Annotated in this window: 19 protein-coding genes; 12 read left to right on the forward strand and 7 right to left on the reverse strand. The window is 56.8% G+C overall.

All coding sequences use genetic code 11. The annotated features are described in order from the left end of the window. Positions 1-7: 7 nt before the first annotated feature. From ACRZ96_RS06715 to ACRZ96_RS06725, 3 genes are all read right to left on the reverse strand, one after another. Positions 8-865, reverse strand: a complete 858-nt coding sequence (locus ACRZ96_RS06715) for a bile acid:sodium symporter family protein (RefSeq protein ID WP_480706771.1) — start codon at positions 863-865, stop codon at positions 8-10. Between the two features lie 72 nt (positions 866-937). After that, positions 938-1,672: a glutamine amidotransferase gene (locus tag ACRZ96_RS06720; RefSeq protein WP_170594678.1), complete on the reverse strand. Its 735-nt coding sequence runs from the start codon at positions 1,670-1,672 to the stop codon at positions 938-940. 16 nt (positions 1,673-1,688) lie between these two features. Next, complete coding sequence (locus tag ACRZ96_RS06725; RefSeq protein WP_170732952.1) at positions 1,689-3,461, reverse strand: SLC13 family permease; 1,773 nt, start codon at positions 3,459-3,461, stop codon at positions 1,689-1,691. Between the two features lie 110 nt (positions 3,462-3,571). Between ACRZ96_RS06725 and ACRZ96_RS06730 the strand changes: the two genes are divergently transcribed. Further along, on the forward strand, positions 3,572-4,312 hold the full coding sequence (locus ACRZ96_RS06730; RefSeq protein WP_170392173.1) for a YebC/PmpR family DNA-binding transcriptional regulator: 741 nt from the start codon (positions 3,572-3,574) through the stop codon (positions 4,310-4,312). A 172-nt stretch (positions 4,313-4,484) separates the two neighbouring features. Then, positions 4,485-5,759: an MFS transporter gene (locus ACRZ96_RS06735; RefSeq protein WP_480771949.1), complete on the forward strand. Its 1,275-nt coding sequence runs from the start codon at positions 4,485-4,487 to the stop codon at positions 5,757-5,759. Here the strand turns inward: ACRZ96_RS06735 and ACRZ96_RS06740 are convergent. Then, positions 5,756-6,649 (reverse strand): LysR family transcriptional regulator ArgP, encoded by an 894-nt coding sequence (locus ACRZ96_RS06740; protein WP_480814344.1) that lies wholly within the window; start codon positions 6,647-6,649, stop codon positions 5,756-5,758. The genes ACRZ96_RS06735 and ACRZ96_RS06740 overlap by 4 nt on opposite strands. An 84-nt stretch (positions 6,650-6,733) precedes the next feature. Between ACRZ96_RS06740 and ACRZ96_RS06745 the strand changes: the two genes are divergently transcribed. The 6 genes from ACRZ96_RS06745 to ACRZ96_RS06770 all read left to right on the forward strand — a co-directional run bounded on the left by ACRZ96_RS06745 (position 6,734) and on the right by ACRZ96_RS06770 (position 12,561). Continuing rightward, entirely contained in the window at positions 6,734-7,333 is a 600-nt protein-coding gene (locus ACRZ96_RS06745; protein ID WP_170512381.1) for a LysE/ArgO family amino acid transporter, read from the forward strand. A 40-nt stretch (positions 7,334-7,373) separates the two neighbouring features. After that, on the forward strand, positions 7,374-8,306 hold the full coding sequence (locus ACRZ96_RS06750) for a DMT family transporter (protein WP_480814345.1): 933 nt from the start codon (positions 7,374-7,376) through the stop codon (positions 8,304-8,306). 57 nt (positions 8,307-8,363) lie between these two features. Beyond that, the gene (gene betI, locus ACRZ96_RS06755) at positions 8,364-8,936 is read left to right on the forward strand and encodes a choline-binding transcriptional repressor BetI (RefSeq protein ID WP_170392164.1); all 573 of its coding nucleotides are present in this window, start codon (positions 8,364-8,366) and stop codon (positions 8,934-8,936) included. Further along, positions 8,933-10,441: a choline-sulfatase gene (betC, locus tag ACRZ96_RS06760; RefSeq protein ID WP_480814346.1), complete on the forward strand. Its 1,509-nt coding sequence runs from the start codon at positions 8,933-8,935 to the stop codon at positions 10,439-10,441. Before betI ends, betC begins: the two co-directional genes overlap by 4 nt. A gap of 88 nt (positions 10,442-10,529) precedes the next feature. After that, a complete protein-coding gene (betA, locus tag ACRZ96_RS06765; RefSeq protein ID WP_170647960.1) occupies positions 10,530-12,188 on the forward strand; it encodes a choline dehydrogenase in 1,659 nt (552 codons plus the stop codon). Between the two features lie 133 nt (positions 12,189-12,321). Next, positions 12,322-12,561, forward strand: coding sequence for an HP1242/YdcH family protein (locus ACRZ96_RS06770; protein ID WP_170392158.1), 240 nt, complete (start codon positions 12,322-12,324; stop codon positions 12,559-12,561). A gap of 56 nt (positions 12,562-12,617) precedes the next feature. Here the strand turns inward: ACRZ96_RS06770 and ACRZ96_RS06775 are convergent, their stop codons facing one another. Next, positions 12,618-14,018 carry a helix-turn-helix transcriptional regulator gene (locus ACRZ96_RS06775; protein ID WP_170392156.1) on the reverse strand — a complete coding sequence of 467 codons (1,401 nt, stop codon included), beginning with the start codon at positions 14,016-14,018 and terminating at the stop codon, positions 12,618-12,620. 64 nt (positions 14,019-14,082) lie between these two features. Beyond that, the gene (locus ACRZ96_RS06780; protein WP_480706756.1) at positions 14,083-15,288 is read right to left on the reverse strand and encodes a multidrug effflux MFS transporter; all 1,206 of its coding nucleotides are present in this window, start codon (positions 15,286-15,288) and stop codon (positions 14,083-14,085) included. Positions 15,289-15,469: 181 nt separating this feature from the next. On the opposite strand from ACRZ96_RS06780, the gene ACRZ96_RS06785 reads away from it, so the two are divergent. The 3 genes from ACRZ96_RS06785 (at position 15,470) to ACRZ96_RS06795 (ending at position 18,000) form a co-directional block, all read left to right on the forward strand. Next, positions 15,470-17,002: an acyl-CoA carboxylase subunit beta gene (locus ACRZ96_RS06785; protein WP_170563888.1), complete on the forward strand. Its 1,533-nt coding sequence runs from the start codon at positions 15,470-15,472 to the stop codon at positions 17,000-17,002. A gap of 28 nt (positions 17,003-17,030) precedes the next feature. Beyond that, the gene (locus ACRZ96_RS06790) at positions 17,031-17,510 is read left to right on the forward strand and encodes a DUF6497 family protein (RefSeq protein ID WP_480814347.1); all 480 of its coding nucleotides are present in this window, start codon (positions 17,031-17,033) and stop codon (positions 17,508-17,510) included. Between the two features lie 136 nt (positions 17,511-17,646). Then, a complete protein-coding gene (locus tag ACRZ96_RS06795; RefSeq protein ID WP_170392151.1) occupies positions 17,647-18,000 on the forward strand; it encodes a hypothetical protein in 354 nt (117 codons plus the stop codon). Positions 18,001-18,086: 86 nt separating this feature from the next. Here the strand turns inward: ACRZ96_RS06795 and ACRZ96_RS06800 are convergent, their stop codons facing one another. Next, positions 18,087-19,238: a DcaP family trimeric outer membrane transporter gene (locus ACRZ96_RS06800; RefSeq protein WP_480752420.1), complete on the reverse strand. Its 1,152-nt coding sequence runs from the start codon at positions 19,236-19,238 to the stop codon at positions 18,087-18,089. Between the two features lie 650 nt (positions 19,239-19,888). Between ACRZ96_RS06800 and ACRZ96_RS06805 the strand changes: the two genes are divergently transcribed. Next, positions 19,889-20,092, forward strand: a complete 204-nt coding sequence (locus ACRZ96_RS06805; RefSeq protein WP_170392147.1) for a hypothetical protein — start codon at positions 19,889-19,891, stop codon at positions 20,090-20,092. The last annotated feature ends 1 nt before the right edge of the window (position 20,093 follow it).

Genomic DNA, 20,093 nt, shown 5'->3' on the forward strand with positions numbered 1-20,093 from the left:
TGTCCTTTCAGCGGCTGCGGAACCAAAGGATGAAGGGGGTTACGACCACATACATCGTGATACCATAAACGGCGGCAGGAACGGCAAGTGGGCTGAAGCCGGTCGTGGTGCCGGTGATCAAAGCTGCCAGCGTAATTCCCATCGCCGAATTCTGAATGCCAGTCTCGACCGAGATCGTTTTCGCCTCACTCCATGTCAGATTGGCGATGCGCGCCAGCCCCAGACCGATCAGCAAAAGCGCAACGTTCAACGCGATCAGAGCTGCCCCAATCGAGCTGAGGTTTTGGATGAAGAACTGCCAGTTTCCGGCCAGTGCCGCCGCGACGATCAGCACGAACAGTATCGATGCGAGCGTCGAAAGCGGGCCGTCGACCCGAATGGCGAACCCCCTTGCAAAGTGACGTATGGCGACGCCAATGGCGACTGGAAGGGTCGTGATCAGGAACAGCGCGGTGGCTAATGCGCTGATCGAAACTTTGGGTGCGGCCTCGCCCATGAAATGATCTATGGACCATGCGGCCAGAATGGGGACGGTCGCGATGGACAGCAGGCTGATCACCGCTGTCAGGCTGACCGACAGCGCCACATCACCTTTGGCAAATTTTGCGAGGATGTTGCTGGTGACCCCACCGGGGCAAAAGCTTAAAAGCATGACACCCACGGCGATTTCAGCGGGCAGTCCGAACAGAGTGACCGTCGCGAAGGCAGCCAATGGTATCAGCACAACTTGACTGATGGCGCCAATGGCGAAGGGGTACCCCCGCGCCAAAACTCGGCGGAAATCGGCGGCTTCTAGCCCGATCCCCAGTGACAACATGATAATGGCCAGCGAAATGGGCAGGCCAACGTTGATAAGCAGGTCCAAGAACAACTCCTCCCAAAGTCATTCGGGCCAGCCTATGCGAGGGGTCGTAGATCAGGCAACAACGCCGTTGGGTCACCCGTAGCGTTGAGCAAACCGGCGCAGGATTTCACCCGGCTCCGTAACGTCTGCGGCATGGCACATATCGATCAAGCTTTGCGCATCCTCTGGCGGAAAATAGCCGTGGTCCTTGTAGATGTTGATCCGCTGTTCAAAATCTTTGGCGTCCGCTTCGGGGTGGAATTGGGTGGCATAGACATTCTGCCCCCAGCGGATCATCTGAAACGGGCAGGGGTCAGACGCTACCAGATGAACGCAGCCATCCGGCAGTAGCTGTACGGCTTCCTTATGTCCCACAAACGCTTCGAATTTCGGCTTTAGGCCTGCGGTCAAGGGGTCTTGAGCGCCATCTTCTGTCAGACGGCAGTCGGACGGTCCGACCGGTTCGCCAAATTGCCGTTTGCTGACATCTCCGCCCAAATGTACGGCGAGAATACCCAAGCCATAGCAGCAGCCCATGAACGGGTGATCTTTCGCAGTGATCTGGGGCATCAGTCTCATGATCGCGCCTTCGATCTTTGCATCCAGCGCGGATTTGGTGGTCGGATCGTCGCTAACGCAGCCGGGACCCCCACCCACGATGACACCAGCGTAATCGACGACATCCAACCCTTCGGGCAGGTCTTCGCAATCCAGCCGGATGCGATGAGTTTGCGCAGGGCTCAGCCCGGTTTTGTCCAGTATCGAGGCATATTCGGCATCCGATGCATCGGTTTCCGGGCGCAGTTGCAGGATCAGAAAGCGTTTCATAAACAGCCTTTAGCCATCAAAGCGGCCAGAACACAAGGATCGCGGGGATCGAGACCGCGATGATCAGGATTTCCAGCGGCAGCCCCATGCGCCAGTAATCACCAAAACGGTATCCTCCGGGACCAAGCACCAGCGTATTGTTCTTGTGCCCAATGGGCGTCAGAAACGCGGCAGACGCCGCAACGGCCACCGTCATCAGAAACGGATCGGGCGACACCTCAAGCGTGCGCGCCATCTGAATGCCAACCGGGGCGGCGACAATGGCGGTGGCTGTGTTGTTCAACACATCGGACAGGGTCATCGTCACGACCATCAGTACGGTCAGGATTGCCCAGGCGGGCAGGCCGTTGGTCAGCTGAATCAAGGCGTTGGCGATCAACTCGGTTCCGCCCGAGGTTTCAAGCGCGCTGCCCAATGGGATCATTGACCCCAGCAATACAACCACCGGCCATTCGATGTGGTTGTAGATATCCGCAATCGGCATGATCTTGGTCAGCACATAGGCGACGACCACGAACCCCAGTGCGATCGGCAGATAGATCAGCCCGATACTGGCCGCCAACACGGCTGCGGCAAACAGGCCGATGGCAAGCCAGGCTTTATCATTCGCGGTTACATTCAAGCCGCGCTCGGCCAGGGGCAGGCAGCCGAGCCACTCGGTGACATCGGGTGCTCGGTCGCGCGGGCACAGCAGCAATAAGATGTCGCCGGGCTCGACCTCGGTTTTGCGAACCTGACTGGTGATCCGGCGCCCTTGGCGTGAAATGCCCATCAGGACTGTACTCTGTCGCCAGGCCAGTCCTAACGCCTGCGCAGTTCGCCCAGTGATGCGCGCGCTTTCGGGGACAACGACTTCAACCACTTCCAGCCCTTCGCCTTCGGCAGTCAAAACCTCCTGCCGACGGGCGTCCGAGAAATCCAGATTGAGCGCGGCGCGGAACTCATCCAGCGCTTCGGGGCGTGCTTCCAGAACAAGCGCATCGCCTTCATGCAGGGTTGCGTGGGTTGATCGACCATAGCGTCGCTTTCCGTCCCGGATCAGGCCGATGATAGCGACGTCAGATTTCTCGGCGGCCTCATAAAGCTCACTGACCCGTTTCCCGATATGGGGCGATTCAGGCGGGATCGTCAGTTCGGCGATGTATTCGGCCAAAACTTCCGAGGTTTCTTCCTGCGCGCCGCGATTGGGAATGAGGCGCCAGCCGATCAGCGCGACGAACGCCAGCCCCGCAATTGCAGCCAATCCGCCCACCGGTGCGAAATCGAACATGTGAAACGGTTCGCCCAGTGTTTCAGCCCTGATCGAGGCGATGATGATATTTGGCGGCGTACCAATCAGCGTGGCCATCCCTCCCAGGATCGTCGCAAAGCTGAGCGGCATCAGGCTAAGGCCGACCGGGCGCCCCGCTTTGCGCGCGGTCTGGATATCGACTGGCATCAGTAGCGCCAGCGCCGCGACGTTGTTCATGAAGGCCGACAGGATCGCCCCGATGCCGCCCATTAGCGCGATATGCGCGCCCAATCCGCGCGATGCGTCGACCAGCGTGCGCGTGATCATGAACACTGCACCCGAGCGCACCAGACCGGCAGAAACCACCAGCACCAACGCCACGATGATCGTGGCCGGGTGCCCGAACCCGGCAAAGGCATTGTCAACGGGCACCACACCCAGCGTGACCGCGATCATCAAGGCGGTGAATGCTACAAGGTCATAGCGGAACCGCCCCCAGAGCAGCATTCCGAAAACGGCGATGAAAAGGGAAAAAAGAATGATCTGATCTGTCGTCATACCGCCACCATAGTCACGGGCGAAGACAGGGCAAGCCGCTCTCTTGATCCTTTGCCCCGCAAACGTCTATATGAGCGCCAAACACGCAATCACGATGACGAGGACGCACCATGGCAGGCCACTCCAAATGGGCCAATATCCAACACCGCAAGGGACGTCAGGACGCCGCGCGGTCCAAACTGTTTTCCAAGCTGTCGAAAGAGATCACGGTCGCCGCCAAGATGGGCGACCCCGATCCCGACAAGAACCCGCGCCTGCGTCTGGCGGTGAAAGAGGCCAAGTCGAATTCGGTGCCCAAGGACGTGATCGACCGTGCGATCAAGAAGTCCGTAGCAGGCGAGGGCGATGAATACGAAGAAATCCGGTATGAGGGCTATGGTCCCAACGGTGTGGCCGTGATTGTTGAAACGATGACCGATAATCGCAACCGTACCGCCTCGACTGTTCGTTCGACCTTTTCGAAGAATGGTGGAAACTTGGGTGAAACCGGCTCGGTCGGGTTCATGTTCGACCGCAAGGGCGAAGTTGTGTATCAGGCAGACGCAGGCGATGCGGATACGATTTTCGAAGCCGCGATCGAGGCCGGGGCAGAGGATGTCGAAAGCTCGGATGACGGTCACATCATCTGGTGTGCAGATACGGATCTGAACGATGTGTCGAACGCGCTGGAAGAGGCGCTGGGCGAATCCGAATCCACCAAGCTGGTCTGGAAGCCGACAACGACGACCGAGTTGGGTCTGGAAGACATGCAAAAGCTGATGAAACTGGTGGATGCATTGGAAGACGACGACGACGTTCAGCGCGTGACCACTAACTTCGAAGCGACCGACGAGGTTATGGCGCAGCTCTGATGTATCGGACAAACGCCAGATGAACCAAACCCGGCCCAGCGGCCGGGTTTTTCTGTTGCAGTTGCGCGTCTTACACAAGCCTTGGTCCTGAAGCCTCTTGCGATTAAACTCAGATCATTGAGGCTGAAGGACCTGAAAGGCAACCGTAGGCACATCATGCAGAGCATCGCAAATGGCGAGTAAATCGACTGATCCGGCCCGACGAAATGTCCCGGTTCTGGCTAGCCAAAGTATCCTTTCCCAAGTGGCGTGGACTTTGGGCAGCCCGTCTATCGTATTGCCATTCCTTGCGGTCTCGCTGGAGTTACCGATGTTCCTTGCCGGTGCATTGGTGTCGATCCGCATGGTTGGCAGCATGATCTCGGACGTGTTTTTCGCCCGCTCCATTGCTGCGCAGGCGCGGAAGAAACGCGGGATTGCCCTGACCGAGATCGGAATTGGCGGTTGCCTTCTGATGGCCCTTTTGATCGCGGCCACCGGCAGTGTCTCATTGACGGCCATTGCCTTTGTGATCGCCTTTTTCATGATTGGGCTTATTGAAGAAAGCCAATCCCTGATGCTGTCTGACTTGTTGGGCGATCATCTGAAATCGAAATCCCGGATGGTTATCCGTTATCTCCAATTGGGCGCGGGAGGTCTTTGTGCCATCGGCTTGGTGTTGCTGATACACGAGATCACGAAAGAGTACCCGCCATTCTCGCGGCATTCCGCGGTGATTGCGGCCTCGGTTGTGTTTTTCTTGTTTTCAGCATTATGCATTCTCGGCATGGCCGAGATCTCCCCCGATGAGTCCGGTAATGGAAAACCTAAAGGTGCAGGACGTCAATCGCTGCAGAACATCATCTCCGGCATCGTAAGTATGTTCGAACAGCCATGGTTCCGGCGCTATATGGCTCTACGGCTTCCTTTGGTTGTCGTGTCGCTGTCGGTTCCGTTTTTTGCGCTCATCGCTGCCGAGGCACATCACAACTCGGCCAAGGGTTTGACGGCCATGATCATCTCATCCGCGTCCGGCTATCTGGTCTCGGCACCCTTGTGGCAACTGGTGAACATGAAATCACACCGTACCGTGATGGTCGCGGGCAACTTGTTGGTCGCAGTGACAGGGATCGTTTTGTTGGCGTTCCACTATGCCGGTATCGATCACGAAGTTCACTTACACGCCATTGCCCTGTTTGTCGTCTCGGTGGCGACAACGGGAATTTCCAGCGCGCGCCAGCTTTATTTTTTAGACGTTGCGCCCAAGGAACAACGTATTCAGGGCGCAGCAGCCATCAAATCCATCTGCAGACTCGCTGCCGTTGCACTGTCTGCAATTTTGGCTGCGGTTGCACATATGCACGAGGTTGCAGCTGCCATCGTGTTTATCGTGCTGGCCAGCATCTGGGCGGCATTTAGCTGTTACCGCATCGCGAAACCGCAAAAGGCTGCAGAGTCGCAGGCCTAATCTGCCGCTGGCGCGATCAGTTGCTGCGTTGCCGCGCGACGTACCGCTTGGGTCAAGGGTGCAAGGGCAGGGGCAAGGACACGCCCGATCTGCCAGGTCAGTTCGATATCGAGCGGCGCATCGGGGATTACTTCGCAGATCTGCCCATTTGCGATCGCTCTTCTTACAAGGCTTTCGGGGTTCATACCCCATCCTAATCCGGCGATTGCCGCGTCAACAAAGGCATTTGTGGACGGCAGAAAGTGAGACGGTGGCGAAAGACGGCTGCCTGTCTGGGCATATATCCAGGATTTCTGCAGATTATCTTTACGGTTGAAGGTCAAGCAGGGGGCCTGTGCCAGGGATTTGGCGGAAACCCCATCAGAAAACCACCGCTGCATGAAGCCAGGGCTCGCGGTCGGCAAATAGCGCAAAGTGCCCAACGCAATGGCATCGCATCCGGTAATGTTCTGACCACCCACCGTTATCGCCGCACTTACGTCGCCACGCCGCAGCCAGTCAGCCGAATGGTCCTGATCGTCAATTACAAGGTCGAACAGTATGTCTTCGGCGCGCGCCATCGCGTCGATAAACCATGTGGCCAGGCTGTCAGCCGGTAGTGCGACGCGAACCCGTACCGGACCTTCACGCTGATCCAAAGTCAGCTCTCGCGCCAGCTTTGCCTCCAACAGGCCGATATCTTCGGCATGACGGGCGATCCGCAGACCCGCCGGAGTGCCGATGCATGGGGTGCCGCGATGAATGAGGGCCGCACCAACACGATCCTCCAACGCCTTGATCCTCTGCGAAATAGCCGACGGGGTGACGGATAGCTCTGCGGCTGCGGCCTCAAAGCTGCCGTGTCGCAAGATCGCCGCCAATGCTGATAGCTGATGAGGATCGAGGAGCATTAGAGTTACTTAATCTGGGTAATCATCATTAATTTGATAGATTTACACCGGCCATGTAGTCAACGAGTATCGACAGGAGGCTGCATGTTCCCATCAATGATTGCCGGGTTTGCCCTGAGTTTTAGCCTTATATTGGCGATAGGCGCTCAGAACGCCTTTGTTCTGCGCCAAGGCCTGCGGCGCGAGCACGTCTTTGCACTGTGCCTGACCTGCGCAGTGTCTGACGCGATACTGATCGGGGCGGGTGTTGCAGGGTTCGGCACCCTGGCTCAGGCCGCGCCGTGGTTTGAAACGGTGATGCGTTATGGTGGGGCAGTGTTTCTGATTTGGTACGCCCTACGTAGTTTTTGGTCTGCCTGGCAAGGTGGGGCGGTGATGGATACCGCAACAGGGCAGCGCACCAGCCTGCGTGCGGCCATGCTGACCGTGCTGGCCTTCACTTGGCTCAACCCCCATGTATATCTGGATACGGTCGTATTGATCGGGTCGATATCGGCCCAATATTCAGATCGCATGGGGTTTGCGATAGGGGCGATGACTTCGAGTTTCGTTTTCTTCTTTTCGCTCGGCTACGGTGCCAGAGTGCTTTCACCGATTTTTGCACGCCCGCGCGCATGGCAGATTCTTGATTTTATCATCGGAATCGTGATGCTTATGATCGCGTTGAAACTTGTTATCATGTGAAGGGTTGTCCCGGATCAGAATTCGGTGTTCAACCGTTTGTATGACCTCACCTAATGATCAGCACCGCCCGCTTGTTGGCATGTTTTGGATGCTTGCGGCCGGGCTGTCCTTTGTGGGCATGAATGCGCTGGTGAAGGTGCTGGGAACCAGCATGAACCCCATTCAAGCGGCATTCTTGCGCTATGTCCTGGGTCTGGTGTTTCTTTTGCCCGCAATCCGGGCGATCCTCGGAACTCCATTGACCCCGCGCAATCTAACGCTGTTTGGACTACGCGGAATGGTCCACGCCATCGCCGTCATGCTTTGGTTTTTTGCGATGACGCGCATCCCCCTCGCCGAGGTGACCGCGATGAATTACATGACACCTATCTACGTCACGGTGGGTGCGGCACTGTTCTTGGGTGAAAAGCTAGCTTTTCGTCGTATCGCCGCGATTGGTGTTGCTGTGATTGGAGTAGTGATCATCCTGCGCCCGGGCTTTCGCGAAATTTTGCCCGGCCACATAGCGATGCTAGGGGCTGCACTAGCGCTTGGTGGTTCCTATCTGCTGGCCAAAGTCATGGTCCGTGATATCCGTCCCTCAGCCGTTGTTGCCCATCTTTCGATATGGGTCACAATCGCGCTTATCCCTTTCGCCGTCGCGGTTTGGGAGCCGCCCAGCCTGCGCGATCTTGGTATACTTTTCATCGTCGCCAGCTTTGCGACTGCGGGGCACTATTTCATGACGCTTGCATTGCAGGCTGCCCCGGTGGCCGTGACCCAGCCAGTGACGTTCCTGCAGCTGATCTGGGCCACTTTGCTCGGCGCTTTGGCCTTCCATGAACGCATCGACATCTGGGTAATTGCAGGAGGCACTCTGATCCTGGCTGCCGTCAGCTTCATCACCTGGCGTGAAGCCGTGCTGAGCCGTGGCGGCACACCGCCGCAAGGTTCTGAGACCCCAGATGCGAAACCAAGAGCCGTTATTGATTGACGAGTCAATAAAAACCGCTTAGCCTTCCTTGCACTCAGGTATGGCGAAGAGGCGAAGATGCCAAAACTCGGAATGGAGCCGATCCGGCGGGACGCGATCGTCAAGGCGACGATCGCCGAGCTTGGCGCGCAAAAATCCCTTGATGTCACCGTTAGCCAGATCGCCAAACGCGCAGGGATGTCCAGTGCATTGGCGCATCATTACTTTGGGGGCAAAGAACAGATATTCCTAGCCGCGATGCGGCGTATCCTGACGGATTTTGGATCTGAAGCGCGCGCACAACTCAGCACGGCAGATCCGGAAGAGCGCGCACAGGCCATCATTCGCGCCTGTTTCGCGCCATCATGTTTCACACCGGATGTTATCGCAGCTTGGATGACTTTTTATGTTTTGGCACAAACCAACGATGATGCGCTGAGGCTCTGGCAAATCTATCAGGCGCGCATCCGCTCGAACCTGATCCACGCGTTGCGTCCGCATATGAGTGACCCGAGCGAGGCTGCCGAAGGTATGATTGCGCTGATCGATGGTTTGTACATCCACTCTGCACTGAATTCCCCACAAGAGCCGCAGCGGGCAGTCACCCATGCGCTGCGGGTACTGAGAGTTTTCCTAGAGGCCGAAAAATGACAAAGCCGAATATTCTGATCCTGATGGTGGATCAGCTCAACGGGACCCTCTTCCCCGACGGTCCTGCAGAATGGTTGCATGCGCCGAACCTGAAGAAGCTGGCGGCAAGATCAACGCGTTTCGCAAATGCCTACACTGCCTCGCCGCTCTGTGCTCCGGGACGTGCGAGCTTTATGTCGGGTCAACTGCCATCGCGTACTGGCGTCTATGACAACGCCGCCGAGTTCAGCAGCGATATCCCGACCTATGCCCACCACCTTCGTCGTGCAGGATATTACACCTGCTTGTCCGGCAAGATGCACTTTGTCGGCCCAGACCAGTTGCACGGGTTCGAAGATCGTCTGACCACTGATATCTACCCGGCAGATTTCGGTTGGACGCCGGACTATCGTAAACCCGGTGAGCGCATCGACTGGTGGTATCACAATATGGGCTCGGTCACCGGGGCAGGCATTGCCGAGATTTCCAATCAGATGGAATATGATGACGAGGTCGCTTACAACGCCAAGGCCAAGCTATATGACCTTGCACGCGGTAAGGATGATCGCCCCTGGTGTGTGACCGTCAGCTTCACGCACCCACACGATCCTTACGTGGCGCGACGCAAGTACTGGGATCTGTATGAAGATTGTGAGCATCTTGAGCCACAGATCGCGGACCTGGGATATGACAAACAGGACCCGCATTCCAAACGTATTTTCGATGCCAATGACTGGCGCAGCTTCGACATAACGACCGAGGATATTCGCAAATCCCGTCGCGCCTATTTCGCCAATATCTCATATCTGGATGACAAGATCGGTGAGATACTGGAGGTTCTGGAAACGACGCGGCAAGAGGCGATCATACTGTTCGTGTCCGACCACGGCGACATGCTGGGTGAGCGCGGGTTGTGGTTCAAGATGACTTTCTTCGAAGGCTCTTCCCGCGTGCCGCTCATGATTTCGGCCCCCGATCTTCCAGTTGGTCGCATCGATACACCAGTTTCGACGATCGACGTGACACCGACGCTTGGTACGTTGGCGGGCGTCGATATGGCGGAAATCTCACCTTGGACGGATGGTGAGGACCTTGTTCCCTTGGCAAAGGGCACAGACCGAACCGCGCCGGTTGCAATGGAATATGCCGCCGAGGCCTCATACGCTCCTTTAGTCTCTCTGCGCTATGGCAAATGGAAATACAATCGCTGTACATTGGACCCCGATCAACTGTTCGATCTCGAGGCTGATCCGCATGAGATGGAAAATCTCGCTGGCCTGCCCGAACATGCAGGCACCTTGCAAACACTGCGTGCTAAATCCGAGGCGCGATGGGATATGGATCGCTTTGACGCCGATGTGAGGGCCAGCCAAGCCCGGCGCTGGGTGGTTTATGAGGCATTACGGCAGGGTGGCTATTATCCTTGGGACTATCAGCCTCTTCAGAAAGCGTCTGAACGGTACATGCGCAATCATATGGACCTGAACGATGTCGAGGATAGCCAGCGTTATCCGCGTGGCGAGTAATCCTTTACATTTTTGAAATTGCACCCGTCGGAAGTGCGGAGATTTTTCGTCGAAAAATCTTGCCCCGAAGGTGAACGGAGACACGAATATGGAAGCAGATTTTGTCATTGTTGGCGCCGGTTCTGCTGGTTGCGCGATGGCTTACCGTCTGAGTGAGGCCGGAGCCTCGGTTCTGGTGATCGAGCATGGCGGCACTGACGCTGGACCCTTCATCCAAATGCCTGCCGCCCTAAGCTATCCGATGAATATGTCGCGATATGACTGGGGCTACAAATCCGAGCCCGAACCGCATCTGAACAATCGTCAACTTGCTTGCCCCAGAGGCAAGGTGATCGGAGGGTCTTCTTCGATCAATGGCATGGTCTATGTGCGCGGTCACGCGCGAGATTTTGACACCTGGGCCGAGATGGGCGCAGATGGATGGTCTTACGCAGATGTGCTGCCGTACTACAAACGCATGGAAACCTGGCATGATGGTGGCCATGGGGGTGATCACACCTGGAGAGGCACGGATGGACCTCTGCACGTGTCGCGAGGGCCTCGTGAAAATCCGCTGTTTAAGGCGTTCGTCGATGCAGGTCAGCAGGCTGGATATGAGGTCACTGGCGACTATAACGGTGAGAAACAAGAAGGTTTTGGGCCGATGGAGCAGACCGTCTGGAAAGGACGGCGCTGGTCGGCGGCGAATGCGTACCTTAGGCCAGCGCTCAAGCGGCAAAACTGCGAAATCATCCGGGGTCTTGCGGCGCGCGTGATTATTGAATCTGGGCGCGCATCCGGGGTCGAATTGATACGGGGTGGCAAACGGGAAGTGATCACAGCGCGGCGCGAGGTTGTATTGGCGGCTTCGTCTATCAATTCGCCTAAGTTGCTGATGCTTTCGGGGGTTGGACCCGCGGCGCACCTGGCTGAGCACGGTATCAAAGTGGTCGCCGACCGCCCTGGCGTCGGCGCCAATCTGCAGGACCACCTAGAGCTTTATATTCAGCAGGCCTCGATCCAGCCGATCACGCTTTACAAGCATTGGAACCTGATCAGCAAAGGAATGATCGGAGCGCAATGGCTGTTTACCAAAACAGGCCTTGGCGCATCGAACCAGTTTGAAAGCGCCGCCTTTGTGCGTTCGAAACCGGGTGTGGAATATCCTGACATACAATATCATTTTCTGCCGATGGCGGTTCGCTATGATGGGCAGGCGGCAGCCGAAGGGCACGGATTCCAGGCGCATGTGGGGCCAATGCGGTCGCCCTCGCGCGGCGCTGTGACTCTGCGATCCGCCAAAGCCGAAGACGCGCCGGTGATCCGGTTCAACTACATGAGCCATGACGCGGATTGGGAAGACTTCAGAACCTGCATTCGCTTGACCCGAGAGATCTTTGGACAGCAGGCGTTCAAACCCTTTGCCGGTAAAGAGATCCAACCGGGGGCGGAGGTTCAGTCGGACGAAGAGCTAGATGCCTTTATCGCCGAGCATGCCGAAAGCGCCTATCACCCTTGCGGGACTTGCCGCATGGGACGTGCGGATGACAAGGATGCCGTTGTCGACCCGCAGGGGCGTGTGATTGGGGTGGATGGATTGCGCGTCGCCGATAGCTCGATTTTCCCGCAAATCACCAATGGCAATCTGAACGCGCCGTCGATCATGGTGGGTGAAAAGATGTCGGACCATTTGCTGCAGAAAGACCCTCTGCCCAAAGCGAACGACCAACCCTGGATAAGTCCGAGATGGGCAACGGCACAGCGCTGACACATCCAAAACCCACGGCGTGCATTTATCCTGAAAGCTGGATGATTGCGCTCGGAATTTGATCGGCGTCAAAGCGGAGTGCGACAGTCATGTTTAGCCTTGGGATGTAACGCTGAAACAAGGAGCCAACTGGATGTCTCATACCCCGCATGAACTGGCTGAAGAGTTCCCCGACAAGCTCGAAGTGATGAGTCAGCTCAAGCAAACGGATGCGCATTTTGCCCGACTTGCGGATGAGTATCATGAGGTCAACCGCACCGTGCATCGGGCTGAAACCAACGTCGAACCGATGGAGGAATTGGCCGAGGTTGATTTGCGGAAGAAACGCGCGGCGCTCAAAGACGAGATCTGGGCGATCTTGTCAAAAAGCTGAGGATTAGGCGGGGGCTCTGCCCCCGGACTCGCAGGATATATATGGCCAGGCGAAGATCAGGTGACCTCATAAGGCAGGGTGCCGCGGCTATGGGCGTCGATGGTCAGGCGGCGCTCTAACGGTGGGACTGATCTTTGGTGGCAGGTTTGGCGCTCGCATATGCGACATGATATGCCGATGGGCTCGTAAGCGCTCGCGTTGTTTATGTCGAGATTATCGGCGTAGACCAATGCTTCGGCATGACGAACCTCACATCCCAAGGCGATGGCGTAGCGGCGGACAGGAGCACCGAACGAGCCCCCGGATTTTGAAACATCACGAGCCAATGAGATATAGCGGACGCCATCCGGTGTCTCGGCTAGCTGTTGCAGGAAATGACCCGGGGTCTCGAATGCCCGGTGGACATTCCAGAGTGGGCAGGCGCCGCCGAAGCGGGCGAATTGAAGCCGCGTGGCTGAATGTCGTTTAGTGATTGTGCCCGCCTGATCCACGCGGACGAAGAAGAAGGGAATTCCTTTTGCACCGGGGCGCTGTAGCGTGGACAGGCGGTGCGCCACCTGTTCAATCGACGCCCCGAACCGGTTGCTGAGCAGCTCCAAATCGTGCCGATAGTCCTGCGCTGCGGATAGGAAAGCGCCGTAAGGCATCAGCGAAGCCCCGGCAAAATAGTTGGCGAGGCCAATTTTGGCGATGGCGCGGGCCTCATCGCTTTGGAAACGGGCGAAATCTAGCGTTGCTTCAAGCAGCTTATCCTGACTGATCAACGCCACCTGCAGCAATAGTTGGAAGACCTGCGTTTGTGGTGCGGCGCGCGAGGAAAGGCGCAGGGTTTTGTCACCAGCATTGTAGCTGCGTAAGGTTTCTGTGTCGGCGAAAGTGACGTGAATGCCGCGTTCTGACAGGCTGTTCAGGGCGACTTGCCGAATATCGCTGGTTTCATCGGCACGGCTGGCGAAGCGTTCGGCGGCGCGGTCAACGGCGTCAATATAATTGTCGCAGTAGTGAAAGAAATCGCGCACCTCTTCCCAAGGGCTGGCCTGAATACGGGCATCCTCGCGGCCCAATGCCTCGTCGAGCGAGGCGAGGCGTTCATGGGTCTGGCGATAGGCGCGGTGTAACTCGATGAACGCGCGTGCAAGCGCGGGCGCATTTGAAGCGGTGAGCCTGAGATCAGCCAGAGGGGGCGCCGTTTCGGCGAACACCGGATCGGCCAGTGCTTCGCGCATGTCCGAAACCAATCGTTCGCTATCCCCTGTGCTGAGTTCGGTCACATCCATACCAAACTCTTGCGCCAGTGCCAGAACAACGGTTGTCGAGATCGGCCGGTTGTTATTCTCCATCTGGTTCAAATAGGGCAGTGAAACGCCCAGTTTTGCGGCGAAATCCTTCTGCGTGAGGGTCAGGCGTGTGCGCATTTCGCGCAGCTTGGCGCCAGCGTATAGTTTCTGAGTGGCCATGGCGGTTCTTTGCAGCTTTACTGAATCTGCAGGCTAACTTTGCAAACCCTTTCGCGCAAGCCGTCTACAGACCCAATTGCCGTTCGCGCCAGATAACAACGCTGATCGCGCAGATTGCCAGGGCGGCGGTTGCCAGCATCAGCCAAAGCAGAGGCATCGCGCCTGTCTCATGCGTCAGCAATGCGCCTGCCAATGCGCTGAGTGCCGCGCCGCCGCCCAACATGATTGCACCGCTCAGGCCAGATGCTGTGGCCGCCAGATGCGGGCGGACCGAAAGCGATCCGGCAGTCGCATTCGGGATCGCCATGCCGTTACCCAACCCGACGAAGGTCATCAGGCCAAAGAAGCTGAGCGCCGTTCCCAAATCCACTAGGAACAACAAAGCTGATAGGGCCACGCCAATTGCATTCAGCCAGCATCCCCAACGCACCATTCGGTTGACGCCGAAGCGAACCGAGAATCGACCGCTGATGAAGTTACCGAAGAAATAGCCAATCGCAGGCGCGCCAAAGTAGATGCCGACCTCGGCGGCTGTCATGCCGAAAACTTCGGTCCCGATATAGGGTGCGCCCCCGAGATAGGCAAAGAACGCGCCTGAAGAGAAAGCTGAGGACAGGGAATAGCCCCAGAAGCGGGGCGATTTCAGCAATTCAGGATATTCGCGAAATTGCTGCATCAGTGTTTTGCCGCTTGCGGCGGCGGTTTCGCCAAAATCTTGGTAGGTCAGCACCAGCGCTAGCGCCGCAAGGGCAAAGGGTAGCCAGAAATTGGCTTTCCAGCCAAAAGTTTCTTCGAGAAGCCCGCCGACAGCAGGGCCGATCATCGGGACGACTGCCATCCCCATGGTGACATATCCGAGCATCGAAGCAGCCTGGTCCTGTTCGTACATGTCCCGCACAGCCGCACGACTTAAGACAATACCAACGACAATGACGGCCTGAAACATTCTGAAGGCCAGAAAGGTCTCGACATTTGGGGCGTATATACACCCCAGCGTTGCAAGCAGAAAAAGGGCGAGTCCCCACAGCAGTACAGGCCGACGTCCGGCCTTATCGGCAATGGGTCCTATTAAGATTTGCAGTGCCGCGTTGACCAGAAGATAAAGCGCGATCGAAAGCTGCATCACCTTGTAATCAGTCTGAAAATACGTCGCCATAAAGGGAAGGCTGGGCAGATACAGATTCATGCTCAGTGCCGACAATCCTGACAACAAAACGAGTGTTGCAAGCGTGGGGGGCGTGCGGCTGACAGAGGGTGAACTGAACTGCATGGTTTACCTTTAGACCCTGATCGCAGGAAATGCCATCGGCAGTTTGGCTTGTTGTGTTAATTAACAAATTTGCAGTTATCTCAAATAGTGTTGCCAAATATTTGCAAATTTGCCGAAAACTTCTTTGGCCGCCGATCCCAACTCGTTATGGTCGCGCAAATTCTCTTGGGAGACTACCGACATGAAAGACATCCTTTCCGAGCTCGAAGGCCGTCGCAACAACGCGCGATTGGGTGGCGGGCAAAAACGCATCGACTCGCAACACGCCCGCGGAAAGCTGACGGCACGCGAACGGATCGAGTTGCTGGTAGACGAAGGCAGCTTTGAAGAGTTTGACATGTTTGTCAGCCATCGCTGCACTGATTTCGGGATGGAGAAACAAAAGCCTGCTGGTGATGGGGTGGTCACAGGCTGGGGTACGATCAATGGTCGAATGGTCTACGTCTTCAGCCAGGACTTCACCGTATTCGGTGGCTCTCTGTCAGAAACCCATGCGCAGAAGATTTGCAAGATCATGGACATGGCAGTTCAAAACGGAGCGCCGGTGATCGGGATCAACGACTCAGGCGGGGCGCGGATTCAGGAAGGCGTCGCTTCATTGGCCGGATATGCCGAAGTGTTCCAGCGTAATATCATGGCCTCAGGCGTCGTTCCGCAGATCAGCGTGATTATGGGGCCGTGTGCAGGTGGTGCGGTTTACAGTCCTGCGATGACCGACTTCATATTCATGGTCAAAGACACCTCGTACATGTTCGTGACCGGCCCAGACGTTGTAAAGACCGTCACCAATGAGGTCGTGACGGCAGAGGAATTGGGCGGGGCTTCAACCCACACCAAAAAGTCGTCGGTCGCTGATGGCGCGTTTGAAAACGATGTGGAGGCGCTGGCCGAGGTGCGCCGTCTTGTCGACTTCCTTCCGCTCAACAATCGCGAGAAACCGCCGGTTCGTCCGTTTTTTGACAGCCCTGACCGGGTCGAGACATCGCTGGATACGCTGATCCCGGACAATCCGAACACGCCGTACGACATGAAGGAACTGATCACCAAAGTGGCGGATGAGGGTGATTTTTACGAGATTCAGGAAGACTACGCTAAGAACATCATCACCGGTTTTATCCGGCTTGAAGGGCAGACCGTGGGCGTCGTGGCCAACCAACCCATGGTATTGGCAGGATGTTTGGACATCGATAGTTCCCGAAAAGCGGCCCGGTTCGTGCGGTTCTGTGATTGCTTTGAAATCCCGATCCTGACGCTTGTTGATGTTCCGGGCTTTCTGCCGGGCACTTCGCAGGAGTATGGCGGCGTGATCAAGCACGGCGCGAAACTGCTATTTGCTTATGGCGAAGCGACCGTGCCAAAGGTCACCGTAATCACGCGTAAGGCCTACGGTGGCGCGTATGATGTTATGGCCTCCAAACACCTGCGCGGCGACTTCAACTATGCGTGGCCCACGGCTGAGATCGCGGTGATGGGCGCAAAGGGCGCGACCGAAATCATCCACCGTGCCGATCTGGGCGACGCCGACAAGATTGCGAAACACACTCAGGACTATGAGGACCGGTTCGCAAATCCCTTCGTCGCGGCCGAGCGCGGCTTTATCGACGAGGTGATCATGCCACAATCGACCCGCCGCCGTGTATCACGTGCATTTGCGAGCCTGCGCGGCAAGCAACTGAAGAACCCTTGGAAAAAGCACGACAATATTCCGCTGTAAATGCCCGCCGAGGAGGCCCGAGCCGTAAATGCCCCGATTGACCGGACATAAGACCGCGCAGGTTGCAACAGCTCTGCACGCTCCCTCGGAGGAAGGAAACCGCCGCTGGCGGATCCGGGGATGCGCCGGGGTTATTACGTTGCTGGTCGGAGTAGGTTCGGCGCTGGCCTCAAACCTGCTGCCCGTGCCATCGGGTCAACCGGTCGAGCTTAGCGATGTGCTTCTGGACACCAATCCGGGTGAGCTTTGGGTGCGGTTTCGGTTCATTGCACCCAAGATCGGATCGACTGCAGGTCGTATCACATATGATGTCGCCGTAGTCGACATGGAGCATTTGTGTGAAACACTGGCGGTGCCTTACGTGGTCCAGCACGAATTGCAGCCTGCCCGGATTGTGATTTCGTTTTCGGACAGACCGGTAGCGTTCGGCACCTCCGAACCTGACGCAACGCAGTTCTTCGAAGCCTACCGGCTGGATCAATCCCGGTGTATCTGGGAGGGGCTCTGACCATGAACCAAAAATGTCACGGTCTCAGAGTGTCCCGATACAGTGATGCAGCTCTGGAGGTTCGCATGATCACTTCAATCCCGCAGGCATGTCCGATGGCCTGCCATATCTGGAACTTGTCCATTGAGGTTTCGCAATGCTGAAACATCGCGGTTTCCCCGGACGTTTGCCCGGAACAGACTTCCAGTTCACCATTCGGCGGGCCAATCCCAAGGGCGTTACGCCGCTGACCCAGCGAGAACGCTTTCGCGATCGCAAACCCGCCGACAAGCGCGCAGATGTCGCGTTTATTGAGGCGTTATGGGCGCACTTTGGTGATCAGCCCTTTGAGCGGGGCAATCTGGACGCGGGCCGTCTAAGTTGGCTGTTCGGGCGCGAGGTTGTCGCCGCCGAAGACCCGTTTGATCCTGCAAGCTATGATGCTCTGCTGGTGATCAATCTGGACGCCGCGCGCCAATCTTTCCCTGACGTGTTCGACGGAGTGCGCTGATTGTGACCGGGGCTGCCGCACATAACACTCAGATGATCAGTGACACTGGAACCCTGCCCGCTAATGGGCAGGGTAGGCTGTTTTCATCAGAAGTTGAGTTGCGCGGCCAACTGGACACGATTGCCGTCGAATGTGTCGCCGGAAATTGTATCGTTCCGCTCTCCATAGATGTATTCGGCGCTGAGCGTCAGGTTGTCTGTCGCCTTGTAAAAGGCATTGACGTGGATCGTCTCAAGCTCGGTGAACGACAAAGTACCGGTCGATGTAGGCAGGTCGTAGTCTTCCTTGCCATAGGCGATGCCGACGTTCCATTTGGAACTCAGGTCCTGACGGAATTCGATGGTGTAGCCATCAACATCGTTGGCCTGACCCCCGACGACTGCGTCACCCAAGCCGATCAGGTAGGGGCCAAGTGCCTCGCCGTTGACATAGTTGACCTGAAACAACCCACCTTCCCACGGTCGGATCGAGCCCGACAAAGAGAAACCGGTCTGATCGACCTCGACGTCGCCGGATTGCGCCTTGCCGTAGAGCGCCGAGGCACGAGCGATGTATTTGCCATCGTTGTATTCGACCGAACCAGTCAGCACGGGATCATCCGAATCCGAGCCGCCGACGTTTTCTTCAACGGAAACGGCGAAGGTGGTATTCGATCCGATATTGTTGGTGTAGCGCACCTGCGGTACGCGCGCGAAAGCGATCCCGACCGGCCCGTTAAATTCCACCGAGGTCGGGTAGGTGTCCAGAGGTTGGAAATTGGTCCAGTATTGTCCGATCAGCCATTGTTCCCCAATTCGGATATTGGCATGACGAATTCGGAATTCGGCGGTTCCGTCCGAGCCGAAGGCATCGACTTCGATCTGGCCCTGAATGTCACCGATTCCCGAAGGCGTGCTGGTGCGCAGCCCGATACGAGACTGACGGACTGTGGCGCCAAACGTACCATCTGTCTCGGCCGAGGGTTCACCAATCACGTTTACGAATGCGGTGTCGCCCTGATCGTATTCGAAGTCATAGAAGAAGTCGGCTTTGACATAACCGTAGACGTCCAGAGTGGTGTTGCCGATCTGCAGATCCCCAGTACCAGACCCGGGATTGGAGGATTCCAGCGCTTCGACCCGGGCGCGCAGTGCATCCAGTTCAGCCTGAGTTTGTGCATCTTGCGCCAAGGCTTGCATACCGGTCACGGAAAGCGCGCTGGCAGCAAGCAAGATAGCAGTTTTACCCTTTGTTATCATATGGATAGTTCCTTGTGTGCGAGTGTGCAGGGGCACCGTTCCACGCAACTGAATTCTTGGGAAATCACCAAGTTGAGAGAAGATGCTCTCAATTTTTCAAGCAAAAGTGTCGGTAGACATGTGACGTTTCACACTGCGGTGAAACCGGAATCTAAGTTACTGTCACCGGAAGGATTTTTGCGTGAGTTTGTAGTGATGTTGCGTGAGGTGCCTCGCGCACTGCCTCGCTACAAGTCTTCGATTTGTAACAGGAACGTGACGGATTTCAGACGTAGTCGTCGCTGTCCGGGCGATTACGACGTCGGCGCAAATCTGCGTGGTGCCGCGCTGGATGGGCAGGTTTCAGCCGGAATCTCAGATGGAAACAATAACTGGTTGGCGGCCAGAATTGTGCTGTGCACAGTGATTGGGCCGTGCGGCTCTACTTTGCCTGCGTCGCACAAGCACCTACTATTCCGTACCCCTTCCTTCCGCGGGCAGGCTTGTGTTCCCCACAGAGTTCTGTCCGCGGTTTTCTTTTTGTCAGGATTGGACAAAAAGCGGCAAAAACCTGCGCAATTCGCAAGTTTGTGGTCCGTGTTATTGCATAACAAGGCGCGAAATCGGCATCTGCTCTCAAAGACTGCAAAAAATCTAGAAGGGCAGAAACCATGCGAATCAAACGAATTTCCCTTGCGTTGGCAACCTGCGCGGGTTTGGCGGCCTGCGGTGGCTCGACCGGCGAACAGGCGATCCTTGGCGGCGGTGCGGGGGCTCTGGGGGCGGCGGTCCTCAGTGCAGATCCGCTGCTTGGGGCGGCAGTTGGGGCTGCGGGCAACGTGCTTTACTGCAAGACCCAGAACAACTGTAACTAAA

The sequence above is a fragment of the Ruegeria sp. CF1 genome, assembly GCF_056537445.1.

What these genes read in the sequence shown, in the direction of transcription:
- ACRZ96_RS06775 (WP_170392156.1), bottom strand. Translation starts at nt 14,018, where the DNA reads ATGGCCACTCAGAAACTATACGCTGGCGCCAAGCTGCGCGAAATGCGC.
- ACRZ96_RS06740 (WP_480814344.1), bottom strand. Translation starts at nt 6,649, where the DNA reads ATGCTCCTCGATCCTCATCAGCTATCAGCATTGGCGGCGATCTTGCGA.
- ACRZ96_RS06785 (WP_170563888.1), top strand. Translation starts at nt 15,470, where the DNA reads ATGAAAGACATCCTTTCCGAGCTCGAAGGCCGTCGCAACAACGCGCGA.
- ACRZ96_RS06790 (WP_480814347.1), top strand. Translation starts at nt 17,031, where the DNA reads ATGCCCCGATTGACCGGACATAAGACCGCGCAGGTTGCAACAGCTCTG.
- ACRZ96_RS06805 (WP_170392147.1), top strand. Translation starts at nt 19,889, where the DNA reads ATGCGAATCAAACGAATTTCCCTTGCGTTGGCAACCTGCGCGGGTTTG.
- ACRZ96_RS06735 (WP_480771949.1), top strand. Translation starts at nt 4,485, where the DNA reads ATGGCGAGTAAATCGACTGATCCGGCCCGACGAAATGTCCCGGTTCTG.
- ACRZ96_RS06780 (WP_480706756.1), bottom strand. Translation starts at nt 15,288, where the DNA reads ATGCAGTTCAGTTCACCCTCTGTCAGCCGCACGCCCCCCACGCTTGCA.
- ACRZ96_RS06800 (WP_480752420.1), bottom strand. Translation starts at nt 19,238, where the DNA reads ATGATAACAAAGGGTAAAACTGCTATCTTGCTTGCTGCCAGCGCGCTT.
- ACRZ96_RS06725 (WP_170732952.1), bottom strand. Translation starts at nt 3,461, where the DNA reads ATGACGACAGATCAGATCATTCTTTTTTCCCTTTTCATCGCCGTTTTC.
- ACRZ96_RS06720 (WP_170594678.1), bottom strand. Translation starts at nt 1,672, where the DNA reads ATGAAACGCTTTCTGATCCTGCAACTGCGCCCGGAAACCGATGCATCG.
- ACRZ96_RS06730 (WP_170392173.1), top strand. Translation starts at nt 3,572, where the DNA reads ATGGCAGGCCACTCCAAATGGGCCAATATCCAACACCGCAAGGGACGT.
- ACRZ96_RS06750 (WP_480814345.1), top strand. Translation starts at nt 7,374, where the DNA reads ATGACCTCACCTAATGATCAGCACCGCCCGCTTGTTGGCATGTTTTGG.
- ACRZ96_RS06795 (WP_170392151.1), top strand. Translation starts at nt 17,647, where the DNA reads ATGCTGAAACATCGCGGTTTCCCCGGACGTTTGCCCGGAACAGACTTC.
- betI (WP_170392164.1), top strand. Translation starts at nt 8,364, where the DNA reads ATGCCAAAACTCGGAATGGAGCCGATCCGGCGGGACGCGATCGTCAAG.
- ACRZ96_RS06745 (WP_170512381.1), top strand. Translation starts at nt 6,734, where the DNA reads ATGTTCCCATCAATGATTGCCGGGTTTGCCCTGAGTTTTAGCCTTATA.
- ACRZ96_RS06770 (WP_170392158.1), top strand. Translation starts at nt 12,322, where the DNA reads ATGTCTCATACCCCGCATGAACTGGCTGAAGAGTTCCCCGACAAGCTC.
- betC (WP_480814346.1), top strand. Translation starts at nt 8,933, where the DNA reads ATGACAAAGCCGAATATTCTGATCCTGATGGTGGATCAGCTCAACGGG.
- betA (WP_170647960.1), top strand. Translation starts at nt 10,530, where the DNA reads ATGGAAGCAGATTTTGTCATTGTTGGCGCCGGTTCTGCTGGTTGCGCG.